Source organism: Treponema bryantii NK4A124, from assembly GCF_000421345.1.
Classification (GTDB): domain Bacteria; phylum Spirochaetota; class Spirochaetia; order Treponematales; family Treponemataceae; genus Treponema_D; species Treponema_D bryantii_B.
Map to the genome: position 1 here is coordinate 209,843 of NZ_ATWV01000003.1, position 25,605 is coordinate 235,447.

The following is a 25,605-nucleotide window of genomic DNA, read 5'->3' on the forward strand; positions in this document are numbered from 1 at the left end:
ACGTCTAAGCATCTTCTTTCGCTTATGTGTCGCCATCTTCTGGCGCTTTCTTTTCTTTCCACAAGGCACGATGGCACTCCTTAAAACTTATATAAGTTTTTATATTATGCAGATTTTGGCAGGTTGTGTCAATAGTTTAGAGCTCTAATTATTAAAACTCACGGATAGAACGAACAATCCTTGCGGTTTCGGTCTTAGGGTCTTGGCTACATATTCCAATACCGAAACTGAAATAGTATGCGTAACCAGCTTCGGCAGCGTTCTCAGAAGCGTACTGTGACGACGACCAGCATGCTGATGATCCAATCTGATCCCCTCCAAGAGCTTGAATTGCTGTATCTATATCGAACACTTTACCTGTTCCCTTGCCTTTTGCAAAAATCTCAAATAATTCTGCAAGACTTGGAAGATACCAGCCATCTTCACAGGCTGTTCCACTTATATTAGTATCAGTAACATCTTTATAATTTTTTGCACACTTGAAAGCAGGATATTTATCAAGATCTGTAGTATCATCATCAGAGTCTAATTCAATACCAATTAGTTTTAAATTATTTGAACCGTTCTTTGTTGCGCCAGATGCAAAAGTATAATTACCTGCACTTCCACCTGCATTAGGCGGGCATTGAATTCTGGTAATATTAACAGAATTCGCATTTGCAGATTCAAGACACCATGCTTGTCCACTCACACGCTTCAATCCCACACCAAGAGTTCGTACTTTAGTTGTATTACCACTGTTATTAAGTCCTGTGCCCTTGTAGTATATTAAGGCAGCAGCATTAGAAATCTGAGTAGGTGTAAGAGACATGCCGCTTGTGTACGGAGTTGCAGAACCGTCATTAAATACTATATCGCCGACTTCTTTATAGACCGAAGGCAGCTTACTTCCAACATACTGGGCACCGCGGACAACACGGAAGCCCATATCTGCATTTCTGTCATTTGGAGCACTACTTCCCCTGTTATAAACTGGACTTTGAGTTACAGCGCCAGACCATCCGCCACCTTTTGTTACTCTACATTTATTAGTTTTAGCTGGATAATCTGGATAGCAACCTGAAGTTGGAGTATCTAATGGAATCCAGTCCCCTCCATTTTCTTCTTTATTCGAATGCCAGTCGTTTGTCCATTCCCAAACGTTACCGCTCATATCGTAAAGATTAAAACCATTTGGTGCTAACTGTTTTACCTTATTCACACCTGATGATTTTCCATACCAGGCAACGTCACTTGCAGTATTACTTCCGCTGTAAGTATAGCTTGAAGCCGTAAGATCTCCTCCACGGGCCAGGTATTCCCATTCAATTTCGGTAGGAAGGCGCCAGCCGTTTTTATCAGCCAGTATTGTTACATCCCAGGTACAGCCAGAAGGTGCACAATAACCTTCAGTTGAATTGCCATCAATGCCCGTCCACTGAGCAGGATTTGTTTTACCTCCAACCACATAAACAGGCTCGTAGCCTTCATCAATACTGCGAAGGTTACAATAAATAATAGCATCATACCAGCTGACCTTATATACAGGATAATAATCGCCTTTTCCAATAGCAGTTGTTGGCTCACAACCACTGAAATACTTGCAGTAGAGTTCATATTCGCCCTGGGTTGTTTCGTGGTCGCTTGCAACAATACCTTTGATATTTCCTATCTTTCGGTTTTGCTTAAATACTTCTGAAATTTGTGTTGAACCATTAAAAGAACCTGCTGTTGAAGCCGGATATGCAAAGGCAACAGCCTCCTGAAGGCCACCAGTAGAAGTAAAAACCCAGGTTGTAGTCGGATTTTCAGCATCTTGTATTAAAGTGAATTTTTTAAGCTCTTTTCTTAGTGTTGTATTGGTTACGCTGGAATCAAGAGTGATAAGTGTTGGACATGAAGTATTATACCAGCAAGGAGTAACAGCTCCAACTATTCCGCCTGCTTCTTCCGGAGGCGTAAGTTTACTTTTTATTATTATACTATCAGCAAGAGTTACACGATTATGAATATCATTTTTGCCAGGTCCAAACTCACCTTCTACACCATAAGGGATATAAACAGAACCACTGATTTCGAAAGTCCCTTGCTGTATACCAATAGCACCACCTGCAGTTGATGAATTATTACTGATAATACCATTTTTAAAAGAAAGCCTGCAATCTTGTGGAATATAAAAGCCTCCTCCACAAGTGGCAGAATTGTTATATAATATTTTTGTGTCTTCAACTTCTACAATACAATTATTACAGGGGTTTATTCCTCCTCCATACTGATTTGAAGAATTGTGAGATATTTCACAATTAATTACTTTAACAGTGGCGGTGGAAGACGAAATATAAAGTCCTCCCCCATAAGTATTCTGATAAAGTTTACAGCTATCAATTGTAATTTCTCCTGAATTAATATTATCTAGGCAGATACCACCATAACGCCCTCCAGTTATCTGAAGATTTTTTATTGTAATATCGGACCTGTTTATGCTTAAAGCAGGAATCATGCTGGTACCTGCCGGATTTTGTATTATATCTGTGTCAAAAGAGCTGGCTCCTTCAATTGTAATTGTCTTAGCTCCAAGGGAAGAGTTAATCTGTACTGATTCTTCTACACTTCCACATACAATAATTCTGTAATCATTTGTAGAAGAAGTACATTTTGCAAGTGCTGCATTAATAGTACTAAAAGGATTTTTTATAGAGCCTGGAATTGATGTTGTGTCTATTGATACTCCGCCGGTAGCATAAGGCCCGGATGGATTTGTACCTTTTACGTAAAACCTAACTCCCGGAGTAATTGTAATGGACAAGGTTTGATTTTTACTGCCATCACTTAAGTACCAGCGGTTAGTTGTAATGCCCGGCCATACATTTATGATTTCTTCTCTGTAATCGGGATTTGATTGTACAGTACCGCCAGTGCCATCATTACCGTCTTTATATATGAAGATTCTGGCGGTATATTTTCCAGGTGCAATTCCGGCTGCAACTGTTTGAATTGAACGGGCATTATCTGTGCTGCCACTTATTTCTATAGCCATACCGGAATCTGCTGCACCACTTACAAGAACCGGGGTGGCACTTGAGTCATAAATATTACAGACAACTTTACTTCCACTTGGTGCAGAAACTTCAAGACTTATTTTGCCGTTTGGAGCAGGATTGTCGGCAGGTCTTCCTGTGGCAGTAGTATATTCCTGAAAATACAGAGTTGTATTTATTACCTGGTCTGAACCAATTGTAAAAGATACATTTTCCTTTTTTGCGTATAATAATTCTTTATGACTTGTTTTATCTCTTGCAAAAAAATCAATGGTTTTATTTGTAAAAGAAGCACTTCTGATTGTAAAAGTTACAGAACCTTCCGAAGAATCGTAATCTGCACTTGCCTCTCCAAAGGTGTCAGAACAGACTGCATAAAACTCAAAATTAGCAAGTTCAGCAGCAAAGTTCGGATATGCAGATCTGGATAAAGCAGCGGAGCGGGAAGAAGTAGTAAAACGAGGGGTTACAATAATTTTTAAGGTTCTCTCTTCATTGCTGTTTGTACTTGTTTCGTTTATTAATTCTGTAAGATTTTCTTCTAAATCTGTTGATGTAAATAATTCGCAGGAAGAAATGGAAAGTAAACCAATACTAAAGAGTATCAGTAAAAAAAGAGAAAGTCGATTTTTCTTTTTTTGGTTTATTGTCATTTTCATTTTTTATCCTAGTATCTGATACATAAAAATACAATCTTTATCATATTTTGGTTTAACATGATTTTGTAAAAACATTTCAGGTTCTGGAGGAAGTCTGGAGAATCCCATTTTTTTATAATGCTTCATAAGTTTTTCTTCCGGTAAAGCATAAATATAAATTGCACTTACACCAACATATTTTGCAAGACAAAGACCATGAGCATTATTACCAGCTTCAAAATTCTTAATTAATTTCAGATTTTCATCTGAATCTAATAGATGCTCAACAGAGAAATCTTTTGTATCATAAACAGAAAATTCAACAATCATTTCTAATTCCCTTTTTTCAGTAATTTTCTGTCTTTTTCATGTTCTTTTTTTATCCATTTTTCAAAGTGAGCTACTTCCTTATCGAGCTCAGTAAAATCTGGACGAGGCGTATTTTTAATAAAATTCCATGCTGGACTATTATTAAGCATTTCTGAATATTCTTTAGTTATGCATCTCATATCAAAACCTCCTATTTATAATATATTATACAAAAAGTAGTTTTTCCACTTTTTTTGTGGATTGCAAGGTCGCCCTTCGGCTCCGCTCAGGGAACGCTACGCTCTTTGCAATGACGGTTAGTCTGAAGAACGGACTACACGGAAGCCGTAGCGGCTGTTGGTCCTTTTATACACTTCCATACTGGCCCGAGCGGATAATTTCACAGAAGACTCTTCATTGTCCCAAGTACCTCCACGTAGGACACGATTATCGCCGGAAGCGGCTCCGGTGGCCTCCGATGTTGAACTTATACTTCCGTACCAATCCCAGCACCATTCCCCTACATTTCCACTCATATCGTAAAGTCCAAGGCTGTTAGCAGCTTTACCTTTTACTTCGTGAGCCTTACTACTGCTGTTAGTTGAGTACCATGCCACATCCCCTGGTGTATCACTTCCGCTATAAGTTGTCTGTGTTCCAGTAAGATTGCCACCACGTGCAAGGAATTCCCATTCAACTTCTGTTGGAAGACGCCAGCCATCCGCATTCTGGTCAAAGGTTATTCCGTTCCATGTTGTATTACTGCTTGAAGGTCCACAGTATTTTCCGTCTGTTACCTGAATTCCATCCCACTTAGTAGGATCTTTTTCTCCACCAATAGAATATACACAATGACTAAGCCCTAGTGACAGGTCATTTATTGTCTTAAGGTTGCAGTAAACAATTGCATCATACCAGTTTACATAGTATGCAGGGTAATTCGAACCATCGCCATAAGTTTCAGAAGGTTGATCACCACCGAATTTACAATAAGTTGTATATTCACCCTGGGTAACTTCGTGATCGCTGGCAATAAGGCTCTTTATAGTTCCTATATTTCTTCCACTAATAAATACACTTGAATTTGTAACAGCTGAACTTCCATCAAAAGTAGATTGAGGAGCCTGAATAAGTCCTGTTCCGACATAAGTTACTCCACCTTCCGGCCAGTAGTCGTAGCTGTAGGCGGTTGTATCATCAACTTTAATATTGAACTTAACATAGAATGGAGTTCCGCTTGGTGGATCAAGGTAGGTCGGGTATGTAAAGCTTAAGGTGTTTTCAGTCTTTACACAATCGGCACCTTCGTAAATGCCAACTTCAATTGAATCAGAAAGAATAGCAGGTGCTGTAGTTCCCGGCCAAATTGAGGCTCCACTAAGATCTTTTACTGTAATATTGATTGTGCGACTTGAGCCGCTTACGGTCTGGCTCCACTTGCAGACATAATTGCCCGGGAAGCCTGGGGTTACGGTTACGGTGCCTGGGATTGGTTTGATGTAACCTTCATCATCAATTACATAATTTGAATTATACAGTTCGAAATAGTCTTTAACAGTTGAAAGACTTGTTGAAAGACTCGAGAAATCAAAAATCTGTCTGTCAAAAACAGGAGCTGAAGAAGAGTCGGAATAATATTCATAAGGATAGATTATTATTTTATTACTTGTTGTAGTAATAGAAAAATCAGAATTTATTTTGATTGGATGATTGGTATCATTATCAATATAGAAATCATTATCATAAGAACCATCGCTTATTGAAGTTTCTCCTGCTAATGTCATTTTTCCAACATTATAAATAATATTTCCGTCAGAATTTGCATAATTGTTCGCAAAGGAATTATTATTTAACAAAAGAGCATTCGTTGTGGCCATATTATAAATAGCACCACCGTCATAAGAAGCGTAATTAGAAAGGAAACTTGATTGTTGGAAGAGGATATTAGAATCACTAGTTGCATATAATGCACCACCTTCATAATTTGAGTGGTTATAAGACAATTCAACATCATCTGCAATAATTTTTCCAGACGACCATATAGCACCGCCTACATCTGACTGACATTGTGTAATTGTGGAATCCTTAATCTCTAGAACTCCACCTTTGATTACTTCAATAGTTTTAGCATTTTGAGCTTTTGTACAATCATTATTCCTTATGGTAGTATTCTGAAGCATTTTTAAGGTAACACCATTAGATACTTTTATAAGACCTGTTTCTGCTATTATACCAACATTTGTACTGTCATTGACATTTATATTTTCTGCCAAAGGCTGCGTAACATCAGCATTATCACGCCAGTCCGCACCACCATCAATAATTATGTTATTTAATGTTATTTCTCCACTTGCAGGTTTAAGAAGGTAATCATTTTTGAAGTTTGAATATCTTTTAAGTATTGCTCCACCATAATAGCCGCCATTAGCAGAAGACAATGACAAACCAGACAAATCACCAATATCACTGGTGAGAGAAGACTTAACATACAAAACAGGATTTTTACTTGAATCTGCATTTTTGAGCCACTTGAGAGCATTTTCTACTGTCTTTGCCGGTGTTGAAGGATTAAACGGAATATTGTTTTCATCACTAGTTATTGAAGGATCAATATACGCAATATGTGATTTAACAGTAACATAAATATCAGTATCAGTAGTAACTGTTGCAGGAATAATGTAATTTGAGCCGTTACTTGTAAGGACTGTTCCTGTTCCGCTTATTGTTCCCATAGTATAACCTGCAAGAGTTATATGCTCACCATTTTCATTCTCTATATATTGAGACGGTAATTCTGTTTCGTGACCTTGTGTATGACTTTGTACTAATCCCCATTCTTCGCACTGGTCTTCTGTAAGTTCAATACAATCGCTGTCTGCAGTCGCTGCCTGGTTTGCAAGATAATATGTGATTGCGCAGACTCTGTTCCATTTTGCGTAAAAGTTTTTATCAGTAAGAGAAGTTTCTGTATTAACATTAAATTCAGTAACCGGGCCGTCTGTTAATCCAGAATCTTTATACCAGCCGACAAATTCATAACCGGCACGACGCAGTGTTGGCAAGTCGATAGTACCGGAGTGAAGTGAATATTTTTCAACATAGGAACCAGTCAGAATAGATCCGCCGTCTGCATGATATTCGATATTATGTAGATTATTTAAATCTATATAGCGGGAAGCAGAACTTGTAAAGCCGCCTTTTACACGGACAATTTCGCTGTAGGTATTTAAGAGAATATCTCCAGCTGCCCAAAATTTTATCTCTATTCGATAGGTTCCTTTTGCTACCGGATTACTTGCGGCATCCCGTGTAAAACTAACTGATTTTGCAGGGCTTGTTGCTACAGTAAGATCTCCCGAAGCAGCTACTGTTTCTGTGGGAAAGTTCAGGAGTCTGTAACTTGCGGCAACCGCGTCACCTTCAAATTCTACATAAAGAGAAATACCGCCTTCTGTCGAGCTTGTTGAAAGAGTAAAGCTAACCGGCGTTACGGTGCCAGACACAACTTCTATAGATTCTGTCTCTGAAGTAAAGGTCTTTCCATTATTAACTACGGTAAGTGTAAGGTCCCAGTAACCTAACTCCAGCAAAACAGAGCTTACACTATAATAACTGCTCCATTCCTGAAGGGTTCTTGTACTTCCGTTATGGGTTCCGCTGAGCACTACCCTTGTAATTGTGTCGTAGCTGATTTCCGGTAAAACTGTTCTGGAAGAAGAGCCCGCTATCTGGTCCGGATTTATTCTAATCTGGATTGAACCTTTATTAGAAGTCTCCGGTTTCGCTGCTGCTTCACTTGTCTGTTGAGTTTCTATAAGTTCAGAAGGTTCATCTGTAATGGCGTTTTCGCAGGAAGAAAAGGTGGCTGCAAAGAAAGCTGCCAGCAAAATCAGTAAGAAAGAGAAAAATCTGAATTTTGTTTTAATCATTTTCTTCATAACTTTTCTCCTAGTTCTTTGTGAGAGTTCCCTGCCATGAGTAGTAATCTGAACCACTCTTTACTACAAGCATAACAGTATAATCACCAGGTAATAATGCTGAAGTAGACATTGTAAAGGTATTAGTTGCAGATGATGATTGATAATCGCCATCGAAATACCATCTGTATTCATCGTATCCGCTTGTTGCTGTAAAGGTTACTGAGCTTCCACTTGTAGAAGATGGTCCACTTACTAATCCTGGAATATCAGAATCAGGGCTCTCTTCAAAAGTAAAGTCTGCACTTACTTCTCCTCCAGGAATAATCATATCATCCCAGTATACATAGAAGGTCTTGCTTGAATTAAGGGTAATATAGTTACTGCCTTCCCAATGTTCCGGTGAAGTGCTTACATTGTGCCAGCCCCATCTTCCGTAAGTCACAGCTGGTCTACCCTGCCAGTCGAGGCCAACAGAAGAAGATTCATCATAACCAAGGACAGTCTTACCCTGAGGCTTCCATACTTCTCCAAGATCTGTATACCAGTTACCTTCGTTACTTAAAACACGGCCTACAGAATAATGGGCACCATTACCCATACGGGCTGTAGCATTAGGGAATACACCGTATTTGTCTATATATGTTATAGTTACTACATCAGTAGACCAAACCGCATAAAGGTCCATGTCCTGTGTGATTGTGAATCTGTCTCCTGCATATTTTGTAACTCCGCCACTTGGAGAATCAGCCCAGCCAACAAAGCCATAACCGCTGCGTTCACCAAACATACAGTCTGAAATTTCATTTTCCATATTGATTTCATATTCACGCCAGTTTTCTTCATCCGAACCGTCATTTTTATGATAGGTAATTGTTCTAACCTCTACCCAGCGGGCATAAAGGGTCATAGAATCTTCAACTGGCTTAGAAAAGTCATACCACTGTGTAAGCTCAGGGTCTGTACACCAATTCCACAAACGGTATTCGCCCTGTCTTGTTTCAATCCTCGGCCATTCCAGTAAATCGCCTGCCGGCATAACTACATCTTCAATTTCAAGTCCCGGCCAGTTGGTTACAAATTTAATTATACATTTCTTTTTCCAGACGGCGTAAAGACTTTCATCTGTAATTCCGGGTCTTACTGTCTGTATGTAATTTTTTTCATTAAAAGTAAAATAATCCGGCATTTCTGTTGAACCGGTTTGAGTATTACAAAGATACTGCCAGCCTACAAGAAGTGTATCTTCATGTTCATATACAGGAAATCTTGAATTTGAAATTGTTTTTCCGGTTATAAGAGTCTGATCAATATGCTGAGATTCAAGATCCGGATATTCATAAAAAGAATAGGTTACACCAATATCTTCTTCCAGTTGAGTACGAATATCTCCGTTAAAATCAATATCACCAAAATTAAAGCCGTTACAAGATATAAATGTAATTAATAGAAGAGATGTGAAAAATAGAGAAAGTTTAACTTTTGAATGTTTGAAAATCTCACGCATTTAATCTACTCTCCATATCATACTAGAATCTTACTCCTATTCCTAAATAAGGATTAAGGATTCCAATATTTAAGTCTGGAATAAACAGATTATAAAAATCTGCTCCTATTTCCATCATAAACATTGCTGATGGAATAATTAAAACAGAAAGACCACCGCCTGCAGTGAAATAGCCGAAATTCAAAGTCTTATTCTGTTTATTATTTTCGTAAATTTCCGAATAGTCAAGTCTTTCCTGAACAAGGGCTATACCGCCCCCTCCTTTGACCTGCCACCAAACTTTTTTAGATTTAAAGCGGAATCTTAAAACAAGATTATCCTGCAGCATAAGTGTATTAAGATCCAGCTTGTAATATTCATTTTCATTATTAAAGCGGCTTGCAATGCCGTTAAGTTCCATACCAAAGCGAAGCTTTTCTGTATGAACAGGAAGCCAGCCAATTTGTGCAGTAAGAGACAGATTTAATAAATTTTTTTCAACATAATCATCAAAGAAGTCGCTGTCATATATTGGCATTGCAGTACCGGCTCCTGCTATTACGTAGAACTTGCGGTCGTAGTTGAGCCATTGTTCGCGGCGTTTTGCTTTTTCTTCTTCCTTAGCCTTTTCTTCCTCTTCTTTTGCAAGGCGTTCTTCTTCCTCGCGGGCTAAGCGCTCTTCCTCTTCGCGGGCAAGACGTTCCTCTTCTTCTTTTTGTCTGCGTTCTTCTTCAAGTGCTGCTTCCTGGGCGGCTTTTTCTGCAGCCATTTTTTCCATTTCTTCTCGAACTGCCTGTTCGATTGCAAGTCGCTGGGCTTCTTTTTCTGCTTCTTCGCGGGCCAGGCGTTCTGCTTCTGCCTTTGCCTTTTCTTCTGCTTCTTTTGCTAATCTTTCCTGTTCAAGACGTTCTTTTTCCTTACGTTCGGCTTCTGCTTTGGCAGCGGCTAGGCGCTCTTCTTTAATTGTATCTTTTACTTCAAAGCTTTCTGTCTCTGTTGAAAGTCCACTTGGGTTAGTAATAACTAACTTCCACTTACCTTCAGGAACATCTGTAAAGCGGACTTTATTTGCAGCATGTGTTTCTGAGGCTGAAAGTCCAACCGCAGGGGCACCCGCTGCAGCAGAAAGAATAAGTTTTCCCGGAATGCGGGCTTTTGTTTCCATATTAACAAGTTCTGCTTTTGAATCTGAAGTTACGTCTGCAACATTCACATCAAGTTCAAGAGATTTTCCGTCTTCTGCAAGGGACTCAAGTTTTTTCTCATGTTTAATTTCCGGCTGTTTGGCAATTGCAACTTCGAAGTTTACCCAGCCTGTAGAAACTGCCTCGCGGCCAAGGAAGTCGTAGGCGGTGATGCGGTAACGGTAGGTACCTTCTTTTAAGGCAAGACTAACAGAACTTTCTTCTGTCGTTAGAGACTGAATGATCTGACCGCTGCTATTTTGAATTTCTACTTTATATTCTAGTACGTTAGGGTCACTGCTCCACTGGAGAGTTTGCTTAAACTTTTGGGCAGCACCAGATGACGACTGAGCAGACAAATGTCCTGTTGTCAGGAGCATGATACAGAAAATTGCAGTGAGGATTTTAGCTGTTCGGTTTAATAAATTATTCTTCACTGAACATCCTTCCTGTTTTTTCTGTTGTTATCTGCTTTGGTGCGTCGAACTTTATTTTAAATGTTGCCTGGGCCGGCTGAGATCTTCTTTCTTCGTAACCGTCTTTTGCATAAGAGAAGGCTGTTACATCCCATTCAAACTCACCTAAATCGAGCATAGTAAGTTTCTTGAGTTTGACCTTGTTACCCTTCACTCCTTTTTCTGTATAAACCGGAGTAAGGCTTCCATTAATCTGTTTTTTATAAAGTACAAAGTTATATTCTGTAGCGTCTGCAACATCTTTCCATTCAAAGGTGATTGAACGGTTTTTGCGGAGATAAGATGCGTCCATTGTAAGGTTATGTTTTGGAGACATAAGCATTGGACGGGCAAGCGAAGCAACCGATGTTACAGTAAAGTTTACAGGCTCTGTATTGATTGGAATTCCATCCTGGGTACTTGCAATAACCTGCCAGGTATAAGAGCCTGTAGTTAGACGAGGAACTGACGCAGTAGTTTTATTTGTTTTGATACTTTCTACAGTGCGTAAGGTTCCGTCGTCCTGGCGTTTTTTAATTACAAGCTCTGTAGATACAGCCTTGTCGCGGCCTGGCTTCCAGGTGAAGTTTACAGGTGTACGCAGGGCACTAAGTCCGTCGATTTTTGCAGAAGGGGCAGGACTAAGGGCTGTAAGGTTCTCCGGTCTTCTTACAGTAAAGTCTACAGTTTCTACAGGGCCGGTTCTCAGTGGTGATATTTCTGTCTGAGAAGCAACAGCCTGAATCTTAACTGAATAAGAATCATCCGGCAGAGTAAAGCTTGCACTTGTTCCGGCTGCTTCCGGCTTTTCTGCTACAAGTTTATTGTCTGAATCGTAAACACGAACGTTATAAAAATCTGCACCCTGAACAGGTGACCAGTTTAATTTTACAGGAGCATCTTTTGCAATAAGTACTTCTGCTTCATCTTTTACATTTGTTACGTTAGGAGCGGTTAACTCTTTTTGAACTACAAGATGATTTGGCTGTGTATATTCAAGCTCTCCATCCATTCCTTCGGTAGCAACACGCCAGTAGTATTCTCCATGAGGAAGATTTATATTTTCGATTGTTGTTCCCGGAACTGTTTTTTCTACCTGAACAGAAGAAAAATCTTTGCTTGAAGAAATCTGAATTGTAGTTTCTTTTCCGTTTGTCTTTGCTTCATCCGAAGGCTTCCACATAAAGCGCAGGCTGCTTACCTTTGTACTTTCTGTACTGAATTCTTCCGGAGGATAAACAAGCTTTGTCGGTACACTTACATATTTTGAAACTGTAAAATGACGGACATCTGATTCTGGTGTAAAATCATCCGGTTCCGAAGAATTACGGATTACCTTCCAGTAATATTCCTGTCCGTCTTTTTCTGGTAAGGCAAAACTAACACTGGCACGCTGGCCTGCAGTTTTTCTTCTTGTGATAATATCATTAAAATCTTTATCTGCAGAAACCAGCAGTTCGTAAGAAGCCTTAATGTCACTCTTCCAGCTGAAGTTTACATCCAGTGAATCTTTATAATGAATCTCTGCATTCTGCAGAGGCACTGTAAGAGACGGAGGTGTTATACCTTCAGTTCTTTCTATTATAAAACTTGCAACTTTACTTGCTCCGGCATAACCTATTGAGTTTACTTCGTAATATGGAGTAACCTGCCACCACCACTGGCCGCTTCCTAGAGAATCCAGTTGCAAAGAAGGATTTACCACAACCTTTGAAATTACAGTGGTCTGCATATCCGGAGTTGAAGAAACTTTTACAAGATAATTTTTAGCATAATCGTTACCCTTCCAACGGAAATTCAAAAGAGGATTTCTGTTTCTATACTGGAAAGAACCGTTTTCTGCAGGAGAAATAAGTTCAAGAGGCTCTGCCGCTTCTACAGATATTTTTCCTTCTGTCGCTTCGTCTTCATTTCCCTGAGGGAATACGCGCCAGTACAAAGTACCCTGAGAAATATTTATAAGAGAGTCATTAGCCGAGGCTAACACTTTTTCTTCTGCAATCTGTGAAAAGTCTTTTTTTCTTGATGTCTGTAAAATTACTGGCTGGTTTGAATTAATTTTGTTCCATTCAAGTTTTACAGGAAGGGGCTCCCCTTCTACATTAAGCACACGCAGCTCCGGCGGAATTGAAGTTACGGTAACAGGCATCTTTGCAATTTCACCAGTTGCTTTTACACTTAATGATTGGCCTGCCTGCATTGCTTCTGTTATACCGCTGGCGCCTGTGACTGTTGCCGAGCCGCTTTGAACTTCAACAGTTTTAGAACCTGCTCCACCCGCACTTGTTTTTGCAGAAAGGCTTGTTCCGCCTGAAGCTTTTACAGTTGAACCATCGTTCATTGTAAGCTGTACATTACCTTTTTCCGAAGATTCAACCTGAAGGTTTCCATTACCTACAGAAATATTTACGCCTTCAAAATCAGAATAGTAAACCTGAATCATTGTATTTTCATAAATGTTTACTTCTGAACCGTCGTTGAAAGTAATTACTGCTTCTGCAAGTTCTGCAGTACGGATAAGGTCGCCGTTATAAAGAGGAGTTGATTTATCGATTCTTTCCCAGACAACACGGTCTTCGTATTTACGCTGGGCGATACGATTTTTAAAAGTGATTATTGCAATTTCATCTTTATCATCACGGCTCGATGAATTGTTTAAATCTTTCCAGAAGGTCCAGCTGAAAAAGCCTGCTACAGAAAGAGTTAGAACAACTACAAAAAAATCACGAACCGGCGACTTGAATTTTGTTCTCTTCCGCATCCAGGTTAACCTTTCCAAAATCAGGCTCAGCAATTCCGAGCAGCTTTCTCATTTCTGAAAGTGTCTTAGGTCCTTTTGGTCCTATCGCACGTTCGCAATCTTTATCCAGTTTAAAGTCCTTATCAAAACTGAAGAACTTTTCAATATCAAAGGCAGGCATATTTACAACACCAAAGAAGTGCTGCTTGCCCTTTCCTTTTACTTCAAAGTCTACAGGAATCTGTTCTACAATCAGTTCGCAAGGTTTATTTTCAGGCTTGATTGTAAAATTATTTTCCTTACATTTTATAAAATCATATTTGAGAATATCGTAGGTATCCTGAGTGATAAGAGTATCTGTTCCACATGGTTTGTTAGAAGCTTCGGTACGGCTGGCAAAGTTTACGGCATCACCAATCGAAGTGTATTCCATTTTGTCGAAGGATCCCATAAAGCCTACTGTTGCGCGTCCGGAGTTGAGACCTGCACCAATTCTGATGTGAGGCTTGTACTTTGCAAGAGGTTCTTTTTCGTGTGCCTTTGTAAAGGCTTCTGCTTCCTTGTTGTAAAGCATGAGGGAATAGCGCATTGCCATACAACAGGTGATGGCGGCAAGGGCATCGCGTTTTACATATGCGTCGTGATGTTTCTTTGCTTTTTTGTATTCGGCTGAATCCGGCGGCAGCTGTTCCCAGTCAAGGCTTTCGTTACGAAGCACACCCCAGGCAGCCATGATGGCATCACCTTCAAATTTATCTACAGTTCCGCCTGTACGTGTAATGCAGGAAACCATACGGCTCATATAGTCGTTCAAAAAGCTGATGATTTCGCCGGCAGACTTTTCGCCAAAACGATTTTTGAAGCCGTCTGAAATTGCAGTGAAGCCTCGAATGTCGCTGAAGAAAATTGTAATGTCTTTAAGGTGTGGCTCAAAATCAATTTCCTTTTTGATGATAGCCTGAGTAACGCCCTTGTTTGTAAGCTTGGTGAAGGTATTTAAGATTTCGCGTTCATGCTTGGTTGAGTTTGCAAGGACACCAATTTCATCTCTGTGTGTTTTTTTGATTTCGCTGAAGAGCTCTGTATTAAAGTTTCCCTGGTTGATTTCGTTTACAATTGCCGTAAGCACCTTAAGCGGACGGCTGAGAGATTTTGAGAAAAAGTAAATTATGAGGATTGAAAGCGAAAGAATGATTGCAGATATATAAAGATTTCTGCGGGTAGTTCTTTTTACACCTTCCAGAATGATTGAAGTCTGGGCTGTTGTGATTACCGCACAGTCGCCAAAAGAAAGTTTTCTAAAGGCGCCTATGTATTCTGTTCCGTTTTTTGTGTTATAGGTAATCTGAGAGTTGTTTGCAGCACTTTCCTGCATTGCCTTAACTATAGGATTTGATGATTCGTCTGCAGCCTGCATCATAAGAGAGCTGTCGCTGTGAAGAAGGATGGTTCCGTCTTTGTTTACAAAGAAAGACTGGTTTACACTGCCTGATGCAAAGCTGTTGCTAAGGTCTTCTGCAGAAAACAAAAATGCGACTACACTGTTTCCTGAGTTCTCTGGGGCAGATCCGTCTGCAAGGGCCGCTCCACCGCTGGTTGCCGGATAAAAAAAGGAAAGGACCGGTGCGTTAAAAAACGGCGATGCGTTATGCAGCTCCATATAGCCGTTTGAGGCTTTTTCGATTAAGGCTTCTTCCTGTAAAAAATAATTCAGAGCCGAATCCGGCTCGAGCTCCTGAGAAATAAAAAAGGCAGTGTTTGTGAAGAGACGACCTGAGTCCGGCAGATATACGGCCGCCACGGATTTGTTGCGGTCGAAGTACAGATTTTCCAGAGCCATGATTTCGGTCTGATTGGAGCCGGCAGTGTTTAAGAGGTCTATAAACATAGCAACACTGGACAGGGCCGAAGTGATTCGGTTTTCTGTATCGGCGGCGGTGCGGCTATTGATTGTAAGATTGTTTTCTTCGGCGTTGTTGCGGACGTCGGCGGTTACGAAGTATGAGACGGCGTAGGTAACACCGCCAAGTGCAATAAGTACAATTGTTGAAATAATTGCAATGAGTTTTATACCAATAGGGTGTCTAACCTTATCGGCTTTATTTTTTGGGATTTTTTTTTCTTTCACTTTGTTACTGTCCATAAGAATATTATCGGAATATTATAGCATTTATAGTAGATTCTTACAAATAATTGTATGTTTATGATGGATTGCCACGTCGCCCCAAGGGTCTCCTCGCAATGACAAAGTTACAGCAAGGTCATTGCGAGGAGCGAAGCGACGTGGCAATCCATTGATTTATTATTTCTGTAATGTTCAAAATATCATTTTCCTGTGCAGTAAATTCAATCACCTGGCTACCCGGAATATCTCTAATATAGGTGTACTGTTTCTTTGCATATTTTGTGCTGTGGTGTTTTATGGCTTCTTTGATTTCTTCGATTTTTTCCGGGCCATAAAGGCTGCCGTCTTCTGCAAACCATTCGCTGTAGCCTATAGCCTTCATACCGGGGCTGTCTTTGCCGTAGCCTTTTGCAACAAGAGAACGGACTTCATCTTCCAGTCCTACTTCAAACATGAGGTCTACACGGCGGCGGATACGGTCATAAAGCTCTTCCCGTTCTGGCTGCAAAACAAGAAACTTAAAATCAAACTTATCGCGGATTTTCCCCTGACCTTCTGCCTGATATTCTGAGCGTTTTTTACCGCTAAGATAAAAAACTTCAAGGGCACGGCAGATTCTGTAAGCATCGTTTGGATGGATTTTTGCCGCACTTTCCGGGTCAATTTTCTTCAGTTCATCATAAAGGGCCTGATTTCCTTCGCGGGCTATGCGTTCTTTAAGTTCATTGCGGAGTTTTTCATCTGAAACCGGAGTTGGAGCAAGGCCATATAAAAAATTTCTGATATAAAAGCCTGTTCCGCCTACTACAACCGGTAAGTTACCGCGGGCCGTTATTTCCTGGCAGGCTTTGTCCGCAGCGTTCACAAAATCAGACACATTATACTGCAGGTCTGGTGTAAGAAGATTTATTAGATGATGAGGGATTTCTTTCTGAAGGTCTGCTTCGGGCTTTGCAGTGCCAATGTCCATTTCTTTATAGACTGCCTGTGAATCTGCGCTGATTATTTCTGCCTTTAAAATAAAATGACTGCCTTGAGGTGAAAAAAGTTCCCTCGTTAAGGCAGTCTTTCCCGAAGCTGTGGGCGCAAAAATAACTAAAACCTTAGTCTTTGTGCTCAATGCGGTAAGTTACTCTATGTGTAAAAAGCTGTTTTGCAGCTGCACAAACAACCTTATCCTGGTTTGCAGCAATTTCAGGATCATTTACTTTTGCCATCTGATATGCACGAAGACTTGCTGCTACTGTAATCTCATAAATATTGCCGTTAAATGTTACTAACTGTTCCAAAGGAAAAACCATTCTTCACCTCAAATATAATAGAATATTTTAACAATTATAACACTTAGTGTCAAGAAAGTGAGCTGTAAATGATGTTTCGAGCACGGCGGATGGCGGCAGTGGTACCGGAATCGCAGCGCTGCATGGTCATTACAATTGTGAGGCCTGATTCGCGGTCTACAGAGACGTATGGGCCAAGCCAGCCGTCCCAGCCGAACTCGCCTTTGCTGGTAAATACGTTGCAGGCCCCCGGATTTGCAGCCACTCTCATGAGGTTGCAGTAGCTGTAACCTGCCAGATGCGGCATTTTGATGTCGAAAGTCTGCTGAACTGACGGCATAAGGCGGGAGTCGCTCAGGCGGCGCACTGTGTTTTCGCTGAGTATACGGCGGCCGTTGAGACTTCCGCCGTTTGCCAGCATAAGGGCAAAGTTCATGTAGTCGTCTGCGGTTGAACAGAGACCGGCGCCGCCGCTTTCGAAGGCCGGCTGATGGTTCATTTTATCCTGAACGCCGAGGTTGCAGTCTGTAAAAAGCTGCAGGGTGTGCTTTTCGCTGCCGTCTGTCCAGTCTTCTATAGAGCGGTAAACCTTTGCAAGGCGGCTTTGTTTTTCTTCAGGCACATAAAAATCTGTATCATTCATGGCAAGAGGCTTAAAAATACGCTCTTTCATAAAATCACTGAAGCTCTGGCCAGAAACGACCTCTATTACGGCACCTAGAATATCTGCGGAATAGCCGTAGTTGTATTCTGTTCCCGGCTCAAAGTTCAGTGGAATCTGGGCTATACGGCGGGCAAATTCTCTTGTGGTAATCTGATTTTTGCCGCCGTCTTTTTCGTCTTCATTAAGGTCCTTTATGAGAACTGATGTAAGGTGTTCTCCATAAAAAGAGCCTTCTCCCCAGGCGCCGTAACCGTAGCCGCTTGTCATATTCAAAAGGTCCTGAATAAGGATCGGGCGCCTTGCGGGTCTTAGATTTCCCTTGCGGCCGCGATCTGTGCATACTTTGACATCTTTGAACTCGGGAAGGTAGCGGAAAACTTCGGCGGCGAAGTCAAGCTTACCCTCTTCCATAAGAATCATGGCGGCAACGGCGGTAACCGGCTTGGTCATGGAATAAAGGCGGGCGATTGTGTCGCGGTTATAGGCCCGGCCGGCGGCTACATCTGCGAGGCCTGACTGCCAGTAACCAAGCTCGCGGCCATCTTTGCAAACCAGAAGATTTAAGCCTGCGGCTTCCTTTTTATTTACAAAATCGTCTAAAACTGACTGTACATTTTCGAGTAACTTATAATTCATAGTTTTATGATAGCACAGTTACAGGGGATTTGCATCATGGAGATTTCTGATTTTTAGTGTTGGGGTGGGAAGATTTTAGGGATTTTCCGACAAACAAGAGCTCTGAAGTGCCTTTTGTCGGAAAATTTTCAGACCTGTTTTTTGAAAATCCGACAAAAAGAAGAGTTGGGTAGGTTTTTGTCGGAAAAATGTCGAGATTTTTGATTGAATTAATAAATTGTGAGAGTTTTTAAGTCATTTTTTCCGACAAAATAGATACCTGAGGGGAGTCTTGTCGGATTTTTAGTTTTTCGGCTTTGTTGTTTTCCGACAAAGAGGAGCTTTGAAATGTATTTTGTCGGAAAAAAATCATTATGAGCCCATCCCCCCGCGGGAAAGTGGGGCGTTACGGGGCCGGTACTTTAGTGATTGGGATTCTTTATTGTGAATTTGTAAAAAAACTGTGCCCCGTTCGGGGGGGGGGTAGCGGAAAAGACCGGAGCGAACGGTGGTTAGAGTAGTACGGTGCTAAAGCACCTATCGTATCGAAACCACCGTGAGTGAGGACTTTGGAGCGCAGGGGGGGGCCCCCCCTCCTTAAAAACTACGTAAATATTTCAACTTTATTCAGTAAAAATCTTAATTGTAAAAGACTTTAATATTGAATATAATAGGCTATAATTTAGTTAAAGGATTTACTAAAAAGGAAATATTATGGGAAACAAAGAACTTATAGAAAGCGGCTCTGCCGTTCTGGGAATTGAGTTTGGTTCAACACGTATTAAGGCTGTGCTGATTAATGACAAATATGAGCCTATTGCGGGCGGCTCTTATACCTGGGAAAACACTCTGGATAATGGTATCTGGACCTACCCTTTGAGCCAGATTCACGAGGGGCTGCAGACCTGTTATGCTGACCTTAAAAAAGACGTTGCCGAAAAATACGGCGTAAAGCTTACAAAGTTCCGTGCCGGCGGTATTTCTGCCATGATGCACGGCTACCTTGCTTTTGATAAGGAAGAAAATCTTCTCGTTCCATTCAGAACCTGGAGAAATACTATTACAGGTCAGGCTTCTAAGGAGCTTTCAAACCTTTTCAACTTCCCTGTTCCTGAGCGCTGGTCTGTTTCTCACCTTTATCAGGCTATTTTGAACAAAGAACCTCATATCAACAAGATAAACAATGTTTATACACTTGCAGGCTATATCCACTATATGCTTACAGGAAAGAAGGTGCTTGGTGTCGGCGATGCCAGCGGTATGTTCCCTGTAAAATACGAGGCTGGTAAAGCTGATTATAATCCGGATTTCAAGGCTAAGTTTGAAGCTCTTCCTGGTGTTAAGGCGCTCGGCCTTAAGCTTGATTCTGTTTTCCCTAAGGTTTTGATGGCCGGGGAATCTGCCGGTGAGCTTACTGAAGCTGGTGCTAAGTTCCTTGACCCTACAGGAGAGCTCCAGGCTGGTATTCCATTCTGTCCTCCGGAAGGAGATGCGGGAACAGGTATGGCTGCAACTAATTCTGTTGCCGCTAAAACTGGTAACATCTCTGCCGGAACTTCTGTATTCAGTATGGTAGTTCTGGAAAAGGATTTGAAGAAGGCTTACCCTGGAATTATTGATATCGTAACTACACCTGCAGGACTTCCTGTTGCAATGGTTCACGCAAATAACTGTACAGGCGAGCATAACTACTGGATGGATCTTTTCTATGAAGTAGCTACTTTGATGTGCGGTGCAGGCAATGTACCAAAGATTGGTAAGTTCTTTGATGATCTGATCGGCAAGTCTCTTGAAGCTGATAAAGACTGTGGCGGACTTCTCGCTTACAACTATCTTTCCGGTGAAACAATTACAGGCTTTAACAGCGGACGCCCACTCTTTGCACGTGCAGAAAATGCTAAGTTCAACGTTGCAAACTTTATGCGTACTCAGATGTTCGCTTCTCTTGGTGCTCTCCGTGCAGGTATGAATATTCTTTATGATGAAGAAAAGGTTCCTGTAGAAAGCATGACTGGTGCCGGCGGCTACTTTAAAACTGAAGCCGGATTGAAATACATGGCTGCGGCTATGAAGACTAGCGTTAGCGCTATGGAAACTGCGGGTGAAGGCGGACCTTGGGGTATGGCACTTCTAGCTGCATATGCTATTGATTCTAAAAATAACAAAACACTTGATGACTTCCTGAATAATGAAGTATTCAAATCTTGCAAAAAAACTACTGCAGCACCTGAAAATGAATTAGTAGAAAGCTTTAATATATTCTTTGACAGATATATGAAAGGCCTTGCAATCGAAAAGGCTGCAGTAGAAAATCTTTAAAAATGTGGTTTCGATACGCCCTTTCGGGCTACTCAACCACCGCGGTGATTGAGTGCCGCGAAAGCGGTGTATCGAAATCACCATAATACACGAGGAAAAAAAATGAATTACGAAACACTTAGAAATCAGGCTTACGAAGCTAATATGAAAATTCCGGAGAACCACCTGGCTCTCTATACCTGGGGAAACGTTTCTGCTTTTGATAAGGATAAGGGCGTTTTTGCAATCAAGCCAAGTGGAGTTCCTTATCCGGAGCTTACTCCTGAATCAATGGTAATTATTGACCTTGATGGAAAGAAGGTTGATGGTTCTCTGAATCCTTCTTCCGACACCCCTACCCACGCAGTTCTCTACAAGGAGTTTGCAATGAATCAGGGTGGCGAGGTTGGAGGAATCATCCATACTCACTCTACCTGCGCCGTAGCCTGGGCTCAGGCAGTGCGCTCAGTGCCACTCTTTGGCACCACACACGCAGATCACATTCAGAAGGCAGTTCCTTGCACTCCATACCTCAGCCGCGAAGCTGTTGAGCGCGACTACGAAAAAGAAACTGGTCTTTTGATTGTAAAGCACTTTGCAGAACTTGGACTTAATCCTAGTGAAGTAAATATGGTTCTCTGCGGAGGTCATGGACCTTTTGCCTGGGGCAAAAATGCGGATAAGGCGGTTTATAATGGAACTGTTCTTGAGGAAATCTGTAAGATGGCTATGTATACACTGCAGATTCGTCCGGATGCGACAGAATTACCAGATTATATAGTTAATAAACATTATATGCGTAAACATGGTCCTAACGCATATTATGGACAGGGAAATAAATAAAAATCAGATATCAAAAAAAAATCTGACGGGCTCCCGCTGTCAGATTTTTTTTACATCGAAGCATAACTATTTATTCCCCTACCATAACTGTGTTATACTAAGGGCATGAACCGCTCGTCTTCTACTTCTGCAATTGTCTTATCACTCCGGCCGCTGGGCGAAAATAACTCCAGTGTTACCCTGCTCACTCCGGAGCAAGGTATTGTTTATGCGGTTTTGTACGGCGGACCAAAGAGCCGCCTTCGTTCACTTGTTTCCCAGTGGAACTCAGGCAAGGTCTGGCTCTATGAAAATCCGGAAAAAAATCAGATTAAAATCAGTGACTTTGAGGTTGCAAATTACCACGCTTCCTTCAGTCAAAATCTTTTTAAATCCTACGCCGCTTCCCTTGCTGCAGAGCTTGCTATAAAAACCCGCTGCGGTGGCAGTTCTGAGCTCTGTCACCGTCTCGTAGGCGGCTTTCTGGACGGAATGGAACTTTGCGACGAAGAACAGAGCCGCCTTGGACTTTTACGTTTTTTGTGGCGTTATCTGGAATTACTTGGTATTCAGCCTAATTCTCACGCCTGCGCAAGTTGCGGTAAAACTTTTTTGGATTCACGGTTTGCACCAAATGCCATTTCATACTATAATAGTATGGAAAACAGTTTTATCTGTCCGGACTGCGTTGAATCGGGAGGAAGCAGCCAGAGAGAAAATATGATAGGCGTGCATTTTACCGCCCTGCAATATCTTTCCGCTCTTACAGTTCTTTCCCCTTCAGATGCAAGAAAGCTCTCAATTGATGAAGAAGTTTACGGCCAGATTCGTCAGCTGGTTTTCTTTCTGATTGAAAACAGTATTGATCAGAAGCTGAACTCAATTGAAACTGGGATGGGGATTTTGTGAGAGGCGAAGCTTCATATAAAGATATATCACACTGGATTAAAAAGCCGGTAACAAAGCAGCAGATTGAGCCGCTTTGCAATTCATTTAACATTTCGCCTTTACTCGCCTCTGTTTTTGTGCGTCGTAGAATCACTAAGGGCTCAGACCTTCTCTACTATCTTGAAGATGATTTAAGATTCCAACACAATCCCTTTTCTTTTAATGGAATTGAAGATGCCGTTGAAAGAATCCTACAGGCTAAAGAAGAAGGCGAAAAGGTTTTGATTTTCGGTGACAGCGATGTAGACGGAATAAGCAGTACCGCAATCTTATACGAAGAGCTTGTAAGAATGGGGCTTGATGTGCAGTGGCGGCTCCCCCTTGATGATGACGGCTACGGTCTTAATCTGCAGGCAATAGATGATTTTGCTGCTCAGGACGGAACTCTTATCATCACCGTAGACTGCGGCATTTCCAATAACGATGAAATTGCCCATGCCAATGACCTTGGTATAGAAGTTATCGTAACAGACCATCATAATCCGCCGGAAAATCTTCCTGAAGCAATTATCATAATTGACCCCAAGATGGAAGATTCAAATTATCCCTTCGATGGAATCTCCGGTGCGGCCGTGGCTTATAAACTGGTAAGCGCCCTTCGTTTTGCAGACACAGATTTTTACGGAGCAGAAATCTGCATCCTGGAACTGACAGAAAACGAAGAGGAAGGCTGCGTCTATGCAGACTGCGTAAAAATCAAAAACCTGGTAAAAATCAAAGAGCTGCACGAAAAAATCATTCCGGGTCAAACTTCTATTTACGACCTCAAACTCCCCTATTTTTTACAGGGCCAGCTGATTTATTCCTGGGATTCAAAAAAGACTCTCAATATTCTCCAGGGCTTATTCGGCCGCGGAATAGAATTCAACATCAATGATTTAAGAAATGAAATCTCCAGAGTAATTCCTTCTGTGCAGAACAAAAGTGCGGCCCAGATTAAAGCACTTTCACAGATTGCAAAATATAATGATCAGGAAACTTCTGAAATTGAAAGCATATATAATTTATATGTTACTTATTGTAAAAAAGTTATTGCTCAGAAAAAGCCGGGCCAGATAGAAGCCGAACAGAAGGACCTTCAGCTGGTAGCACTTGCCGCCCTGGCAGACATTATGCCAATGAAAAATGAAAACCGCATTTTTGTCCGCAGCGGAATTGCTTCTATCAAAAAAGAACGACCACGACAGGGACTCGCAGAGCTTTTTAATAAGCTCAATATAAACAAAGATGCCCTTACTTCTACCGACCTTTCCTGGACAGTTATTCCTGCCTTAAATGCTGCCGGCCGCATGGGAAAATCAGACCTTTCCCTAAAGCTTTTAATTTCTGAAAATCCTCGTGAACGCGAGCAGCTTGCAAATACAATTTATGATTTAAATGAAAAAAGAAAAGATCTTGTTTCTCAAGCCTGCTATAAAGTTCATGATACTGCAGAAGAAAGTCTTAGCCGTCATTCCAACAAGCTTTGCATTTGTGTAGATCAGTGCATAAATAAGGGAGTCACCGGAATTGTTGCCACCCGCCTTATGCAGGACTTCAACGTTCCGACAATTGCCATTACTTATGAAAATGAAGTTTGCACGGGTTCCATGCGCAGCTGCAGGGGCTTTATTGCAACTGATTTTCTTGACAACATGGGTGACATCTTTATAAATCACGGCGGTCACAATTTTGCAGCCGGCTTCAGTTTTTATAAAGACAAGCTTGAAATCTTTTTGAACAAGGTACAGGCCGCCGCAGCCACAGTTGAACTTGAAGAAGAATGCTCTGATATTTTTGTTGACGCAGAAATTCCACCGGAGCATCTTACCCCGGAAAACTTCAGTCTTATGGAAACCTTTGAACCCTGCGGTGCAGAAAGTCCTGAGCTTGTACTGATGACCAGAAACATCAAGCTGATTGATACAATGGTTCTTGGCAAAAAGGAGCCTCATCATCTTAAAATGATTTTTGATACCGGCAAGCATAAAATACCGGCAATGTTCTGGGGCCAGGCCGACCGTCTGAAAAAAGATATATCTATTGGAAAAAAATATGATATTCTATACAACATGAGCCGAAATTATTTTAACGGCAATGTTACAAAACAGATAATTATAAAAGAAATGCTTCCATCAAAAGGAGAAATATAATGAAAAAAATACTGCTTACCCTGCTCTGCTTACTTCAGCTTAATTTGATTTTTGCAGCTAACGCTAAATACGAATCTGAAAATTATAATCTTAATCTTACATATAATGATGTTATAACTCCCGGTGATGCGATTTTTGTAAGGCTGAACATTACCATTCCTAAGACTCATAAAAAATCGAAGAATGAGCCTGAGAAAAAAGCTACACTGCAGCTGCTTCAGGATAAAAAAGTGATTGAGTCTGCTCCTTTCTATCAGCTTAAGAAAAAAACTGCCAGCACTGAAATGCTTTGCGGTATTCCTGTTTCTCTCTGGCTTAAGGATGGCAACTACAGTCTTAAAATTATTTATGCTGATTCTGATACTGACATTAAAGAATTCATTTTACCAAGCCGCCTGCAGATGAGAACCTTCCCGGAAGAAGTTTTGCAGCTTGATGAAAGAAACACAAATATCAAAACTGACAACAGCCCTGAACGTGCGGCCCAAATTGAAAAGCTCAACAATATTCTTTTTACTTCCATGCCTTCTGATATTTTCTCTTTGAAAAAGTTTACTAGGCCAACTGAATCGCAGCGCTATACTGCTTACTGCGGAGACCGCCGTACATATGTTTATACAAACGGAAAATCTTCTACAAGCCTTCACTACGGAAATGACTATGGTGTTCCAACAGGAACAGAAGTAAAAGCCTGCGCAGGCGGAAAGGTTGTTATGGCTGAAAGCCGTATTTCTACCGGCTGGAGTGTAGTTATAGAACATCTACCGGGGCTTTACAGTCTTTACTATCATATGAGTGAGCTTTCTGTAAAAGAAGGTGACATGGTAAACCAGGGACAGTTGATTGGTAAGTCTGGAGCAACAGGTCTTGCTACAGGTCCTCACCTGCACTGGGAAGTTCGCCTTAATGGCTCTGCTGTAAGACCTGAATTTTTCTTAAGTGATTTTACTTTTGAAGAAAATTAGTGGATTGCCA

16 protein-coding genes are annotated in these 25,605 nt (G+C 41.2%); 5 read left to right on the forward strand and 11 right to left on the reverse strand.

Going from position 1 to position 25,605, the window contains the following annotated elements:
- Positions 1 to 151: 151 nt before the first annotated feature.
- The 11 genes from G626_RS17260 to G626_RS0104160 all read right to left on the reverse strand — a co-directional run bounded on the left by G626_RS17260 (position 152) and on the right by G626_RS0104160 (position 18,451).
- Complete coding sequence (locus G626_RS17260; RefSeq protein ID WP_196800458.1) at positions 152 to 3,670, reverse strand: SUMF1/EgtB/PvdO family nonheme iron enzyme; 3,519 nt, start codon at positions 3,668 to 3,670, stop codon at positions 152 to 154.
- Positions 3,671 to 3,679: 9 nt separating this feature from the next.
- Positions 3,680 to 3,985, reverse strand: coding sequence for a hypothetical protein (locus G626_RS17265; protein WP_022931531.1), 306 nt, complete (start codon positions 3,983 to 3,985; stop codon positions 3,680 to 3,682).
- Between the two features lie 2 nt (positions 3,986 to 3,987).
- Positions 3,988 to 4,164: a hypothetical protein gene (locus G626_RS18015; protein WP_022931532.1), complete on the reverse strand. Its 177-nt coding sequence runs from the start codon at positions 4,162 to 4,164 to the stop codon at positions 3,988 to 3,990.
- A gap of 117 nt (positions 4,165 to 4,281) precedes the next feature.
- Positions 4,282 to 7,902: an SUMF1/EgtB/PvdO family nonheme iron enzyme gene (locus G626_RS17270; RefSeq protein ID WP_022931533.1), complete on the reverse strand. Its 3,621-nt coding sequence runs from the start codon at positions 7,900 to 7,902 to the stop codon at positions 4,282 to 4,284.
- Positions 7,903 to 7,912: 10 nt separating this feature from the next.
- Positions 7,913 to 9,388: an InlB B-repeat-containing protein gene (locus G626_RS0104130; protein ID WP_022931534.1), complete on the reverse strand. Its 1,476-nt coding sequence runs from the start codon at positions 9,386 to 9,388 to the stop codon at positions 7,913 to 7,915.
- A gap of 22 nt (positions 9,389 to 9,410) precedes the next feature.
- Positions 9,411 to 10,988, reverse strand: coding sequence for a collagen binding domain-containing protein (locus G626_RS18020; protein ID WP_022931535.1), 1,578 nt, complete (start codon positions 10,986 to 10,988; stop codon positions 9,411 to 9,413).
- Positions 10,978 to 13,767 (reverse strand): FecR domain-containing protein, encoded by a 2,790-nt coding sequence (locus tag G626_RS0104140; protein WP_022931536.1) that lies wholly within the window; start codon positions 13,765 to 13,767, stop codon positions 10,978 to 10,980. Before G626_RS0104140 ends, G626_RS18020 begins: the two co-directional genes overlap by 11 nt.
- Positions 13,730 to 15,889, reverse strand: coding sequence for an adenylate/guanylate cyclase domain-containing protein (locus G626_RS15365; RefSeq protein ID WP_022931537.1), 2,160 nt, complete (start codon positions 15,887 to 15,889; stop codon positions 13,730 to 13,732). The genes G626_RS0104140 and G626_RS15365 overlap by 38 nt, the downstream gene beginning before the upstream one ends.
- Positions 15,890 to 16,007: 118 nt before the next feature.
- Positions 16,008 to 16,991, reverse strand: a complete 984-nt coding sequence (gene miaA, locus G626_RS0104150) for a tRNA (adenosine(37)-N6)-dimethylallyltransferase MiaA (protein ID WP_022931538.1) — start codon at positions 16,989 to 16,991, stop codon at positions 16,008 to 16,010.
- Positions 16,975 to 17,172: a DNA-directed RNA polymerase subunit omega gene (locus tag G626_RS0104155; protein ID WP_022931539.1), complete on the reverse strand. Its 198-nt coding sequence runs from the start codon at positions 17,170 to 17,172 to the stop codon at positions 16,975 to 16,977. Before G626_RS0104155 ends, miaA begins: the two co-directional genes overlap by 17 nt.
- Positions 17,173 to 17,221: 49 nt before the next feature.
- The gene (locus G626_RS0104160) at positions 17,222 to 18,451 is read right to left on the reverse strand and encodes a serine hydrolase domain-containing protein (RefSeq protein ID WP_022931540.1); all 1,230 of its coding nucleotides are present in this window, start codon (positions 18,449 to 18,451) and stop codon (positions 17,222 to 17,224) included.
- Positions 18,452 to 19,144: 693 nt separating this feature from the next.
- On the opposite strand from G626_RS0104160, the gene G626_RS0104165 reads away from it, so the two are divergent.
- The 5 genes from G626_RS0104165 to G626_RS0104185 all read left to right on the forward strand — a co-directional run bounded on the left by G626_RS0104165 (position 19,145) and on the right by G626_RS0104185 (position 25,595).
- Positions 19,145 to 20,749, forward strand: a complete 1,605-nt coding sequence (locus G626_RS0104165; RefSeq protein WP_022931541.1) for a xylulokinase — start codon at positions 19,145 to 19,147, stop codon at positions 20,747 to 20,749.
- Between the two features lie 102 nt (positions 20,750 to 20,851).
- Entirely contained in the window at positions 20,852 to 21,571 is a 720-nt protein-coding gene (gene araD / locus G626_RS0104170; protein WP_022931542.1) for an L-ribulose-5-phosphate 4-epimerase AraD, read from the forward strand.
- 105 nt (positions 21,572 to 21,676) lie between these two features.
- Positions 21,677 to 22,459, forward strand: a complete 783-nt coding sequence (recO, locus tag G626_RS0104175) for a DNA repair protein RecO (protein WP_022931543.1) — start codon at positions 21,677 to 21,679, stop codon at positions 22,457 to 22,459.
- A complete protein-coding gene (gene recJ, locus G626_RS0104180; RefSeq protein WP_022931544.1) occupies positions 22,456 to 24,630 on the forward strand; it encodes a single-stranded-DNA-specific exonuclease RecJ in 2,175 nt (724 codons plus the stop codon). The genes recO and recJ overlap by 4 nt, the downstream gene beginning before the upstream one ends.
- Positions 24,630 to 25,595, forward strand: coding sequence for a M23 family metallopeptidase (locus tag G626_RS0104185; RefSeq protein ID WP_022931545.1), 966 nt, complete (start codon positions 24,630 to 24,632; stop codon positions 25,593 to 25,595). Before recJ ends, G626_RS0104185 begins: the two co-directional genes overlap by 1 nt.
- The last annotated feature ends 10 nt before the right edge of the window (positions 25,596 to 25,605 follow it).

Excerpts from the sequence above, each read along its gene's own strand:
- G626_RS17260 (WP_196800458.1), bottom strand. The coding sequence starts at position 3,670 with ATGACAATAAACCAAAAAAAGAAAAATCGACTTTCTCTTTTTTTACTG.
- G626_RS17265 (WP_022931531.1), bottom strand. The coding sequence starts at position 3,985 with ATGATTGTTGAATTTTCTGTTTATGATACAAAAGATTTCTCTGTTGAG.
- G626_RS18015 (WP_022931532.1), bottom strand. The coding sequence starts at position 4,164 with ATGAGATGCATAACTAAAGAATATTCAGAAATGCTTAATAATAGTCCA.
- G626_RS17270 (WP_022931533.1), bottom strand. The coding sequence starts at position 7,902 with ATGAAGAAAATGATTAAAACAAAATTCAGATTTTTCTCTTTCTTACTG.
- G626_RS0104130 (WP_022931534.1), bottom strand. The coding sequence starts at position 9,388 with ATGCGTGAGATTTTCAAACATTCAAAAGTTAAACTTTCTCTATTTTTC.
- G626_RS0104140 (WP_022931536.1), bottom strand. The coding sequence starts at position 13,767 with ATGCGGAAGAGAACAAAATTCAAGTCGCCGGTTCGTGATTTTTTTGTA.
- G626_RS15365 (WP_022931537.1), bottom strand. The coding sequence starts at position 15,889 with ATGGACAGTAACAAAGTGAAAGAAAAAAAAATCCCAAAAAATAAAGCC.
- G626_RS0104155 (WP_022931539.1), bottom strand. The coding sequence starts at position 17,172 with ATGGTTTTTCCTTTGGAACAGTTAGTAACATTTAACGGCAATATTTAT.
- G626_RS0104160 (WP_022931540.1), bottom strand. The coding sequence starts at position 18,451 with ATGAATTATAAGTTACTCGAAAATGTACAGTCAGTTTTAGACGATTTT.
- G626_RS0104165 (WP_022931541.1), top strand. The coding sequence starts at position 19,145 with ATGGGAAACAAAGAACTTATAGAAAGCGGCTCTGCCGTTCTGGGAATT.
- araD (WP_022931542.1), top strand. The coding sequence starts at position 20,852 with ATGAATTACGAAACACTTAGAAATCAGGCTTACGAAGCTAATATGAAA.
- recO (WP_022931543.1), top strand. The coding sequence starts at position 21,677 with ATGAACCGCTCGTCTTCTACTTCTGCAATTGTCTTATCACTCCGGCCG.
- G626_RS0104185 (WP_022931545.1), top strand. The coding sequence starts at position 24,630 with ATGAAAAAAATACTGCTTACCCTGCTCTGCTTACTTCAGCTTAATTTG.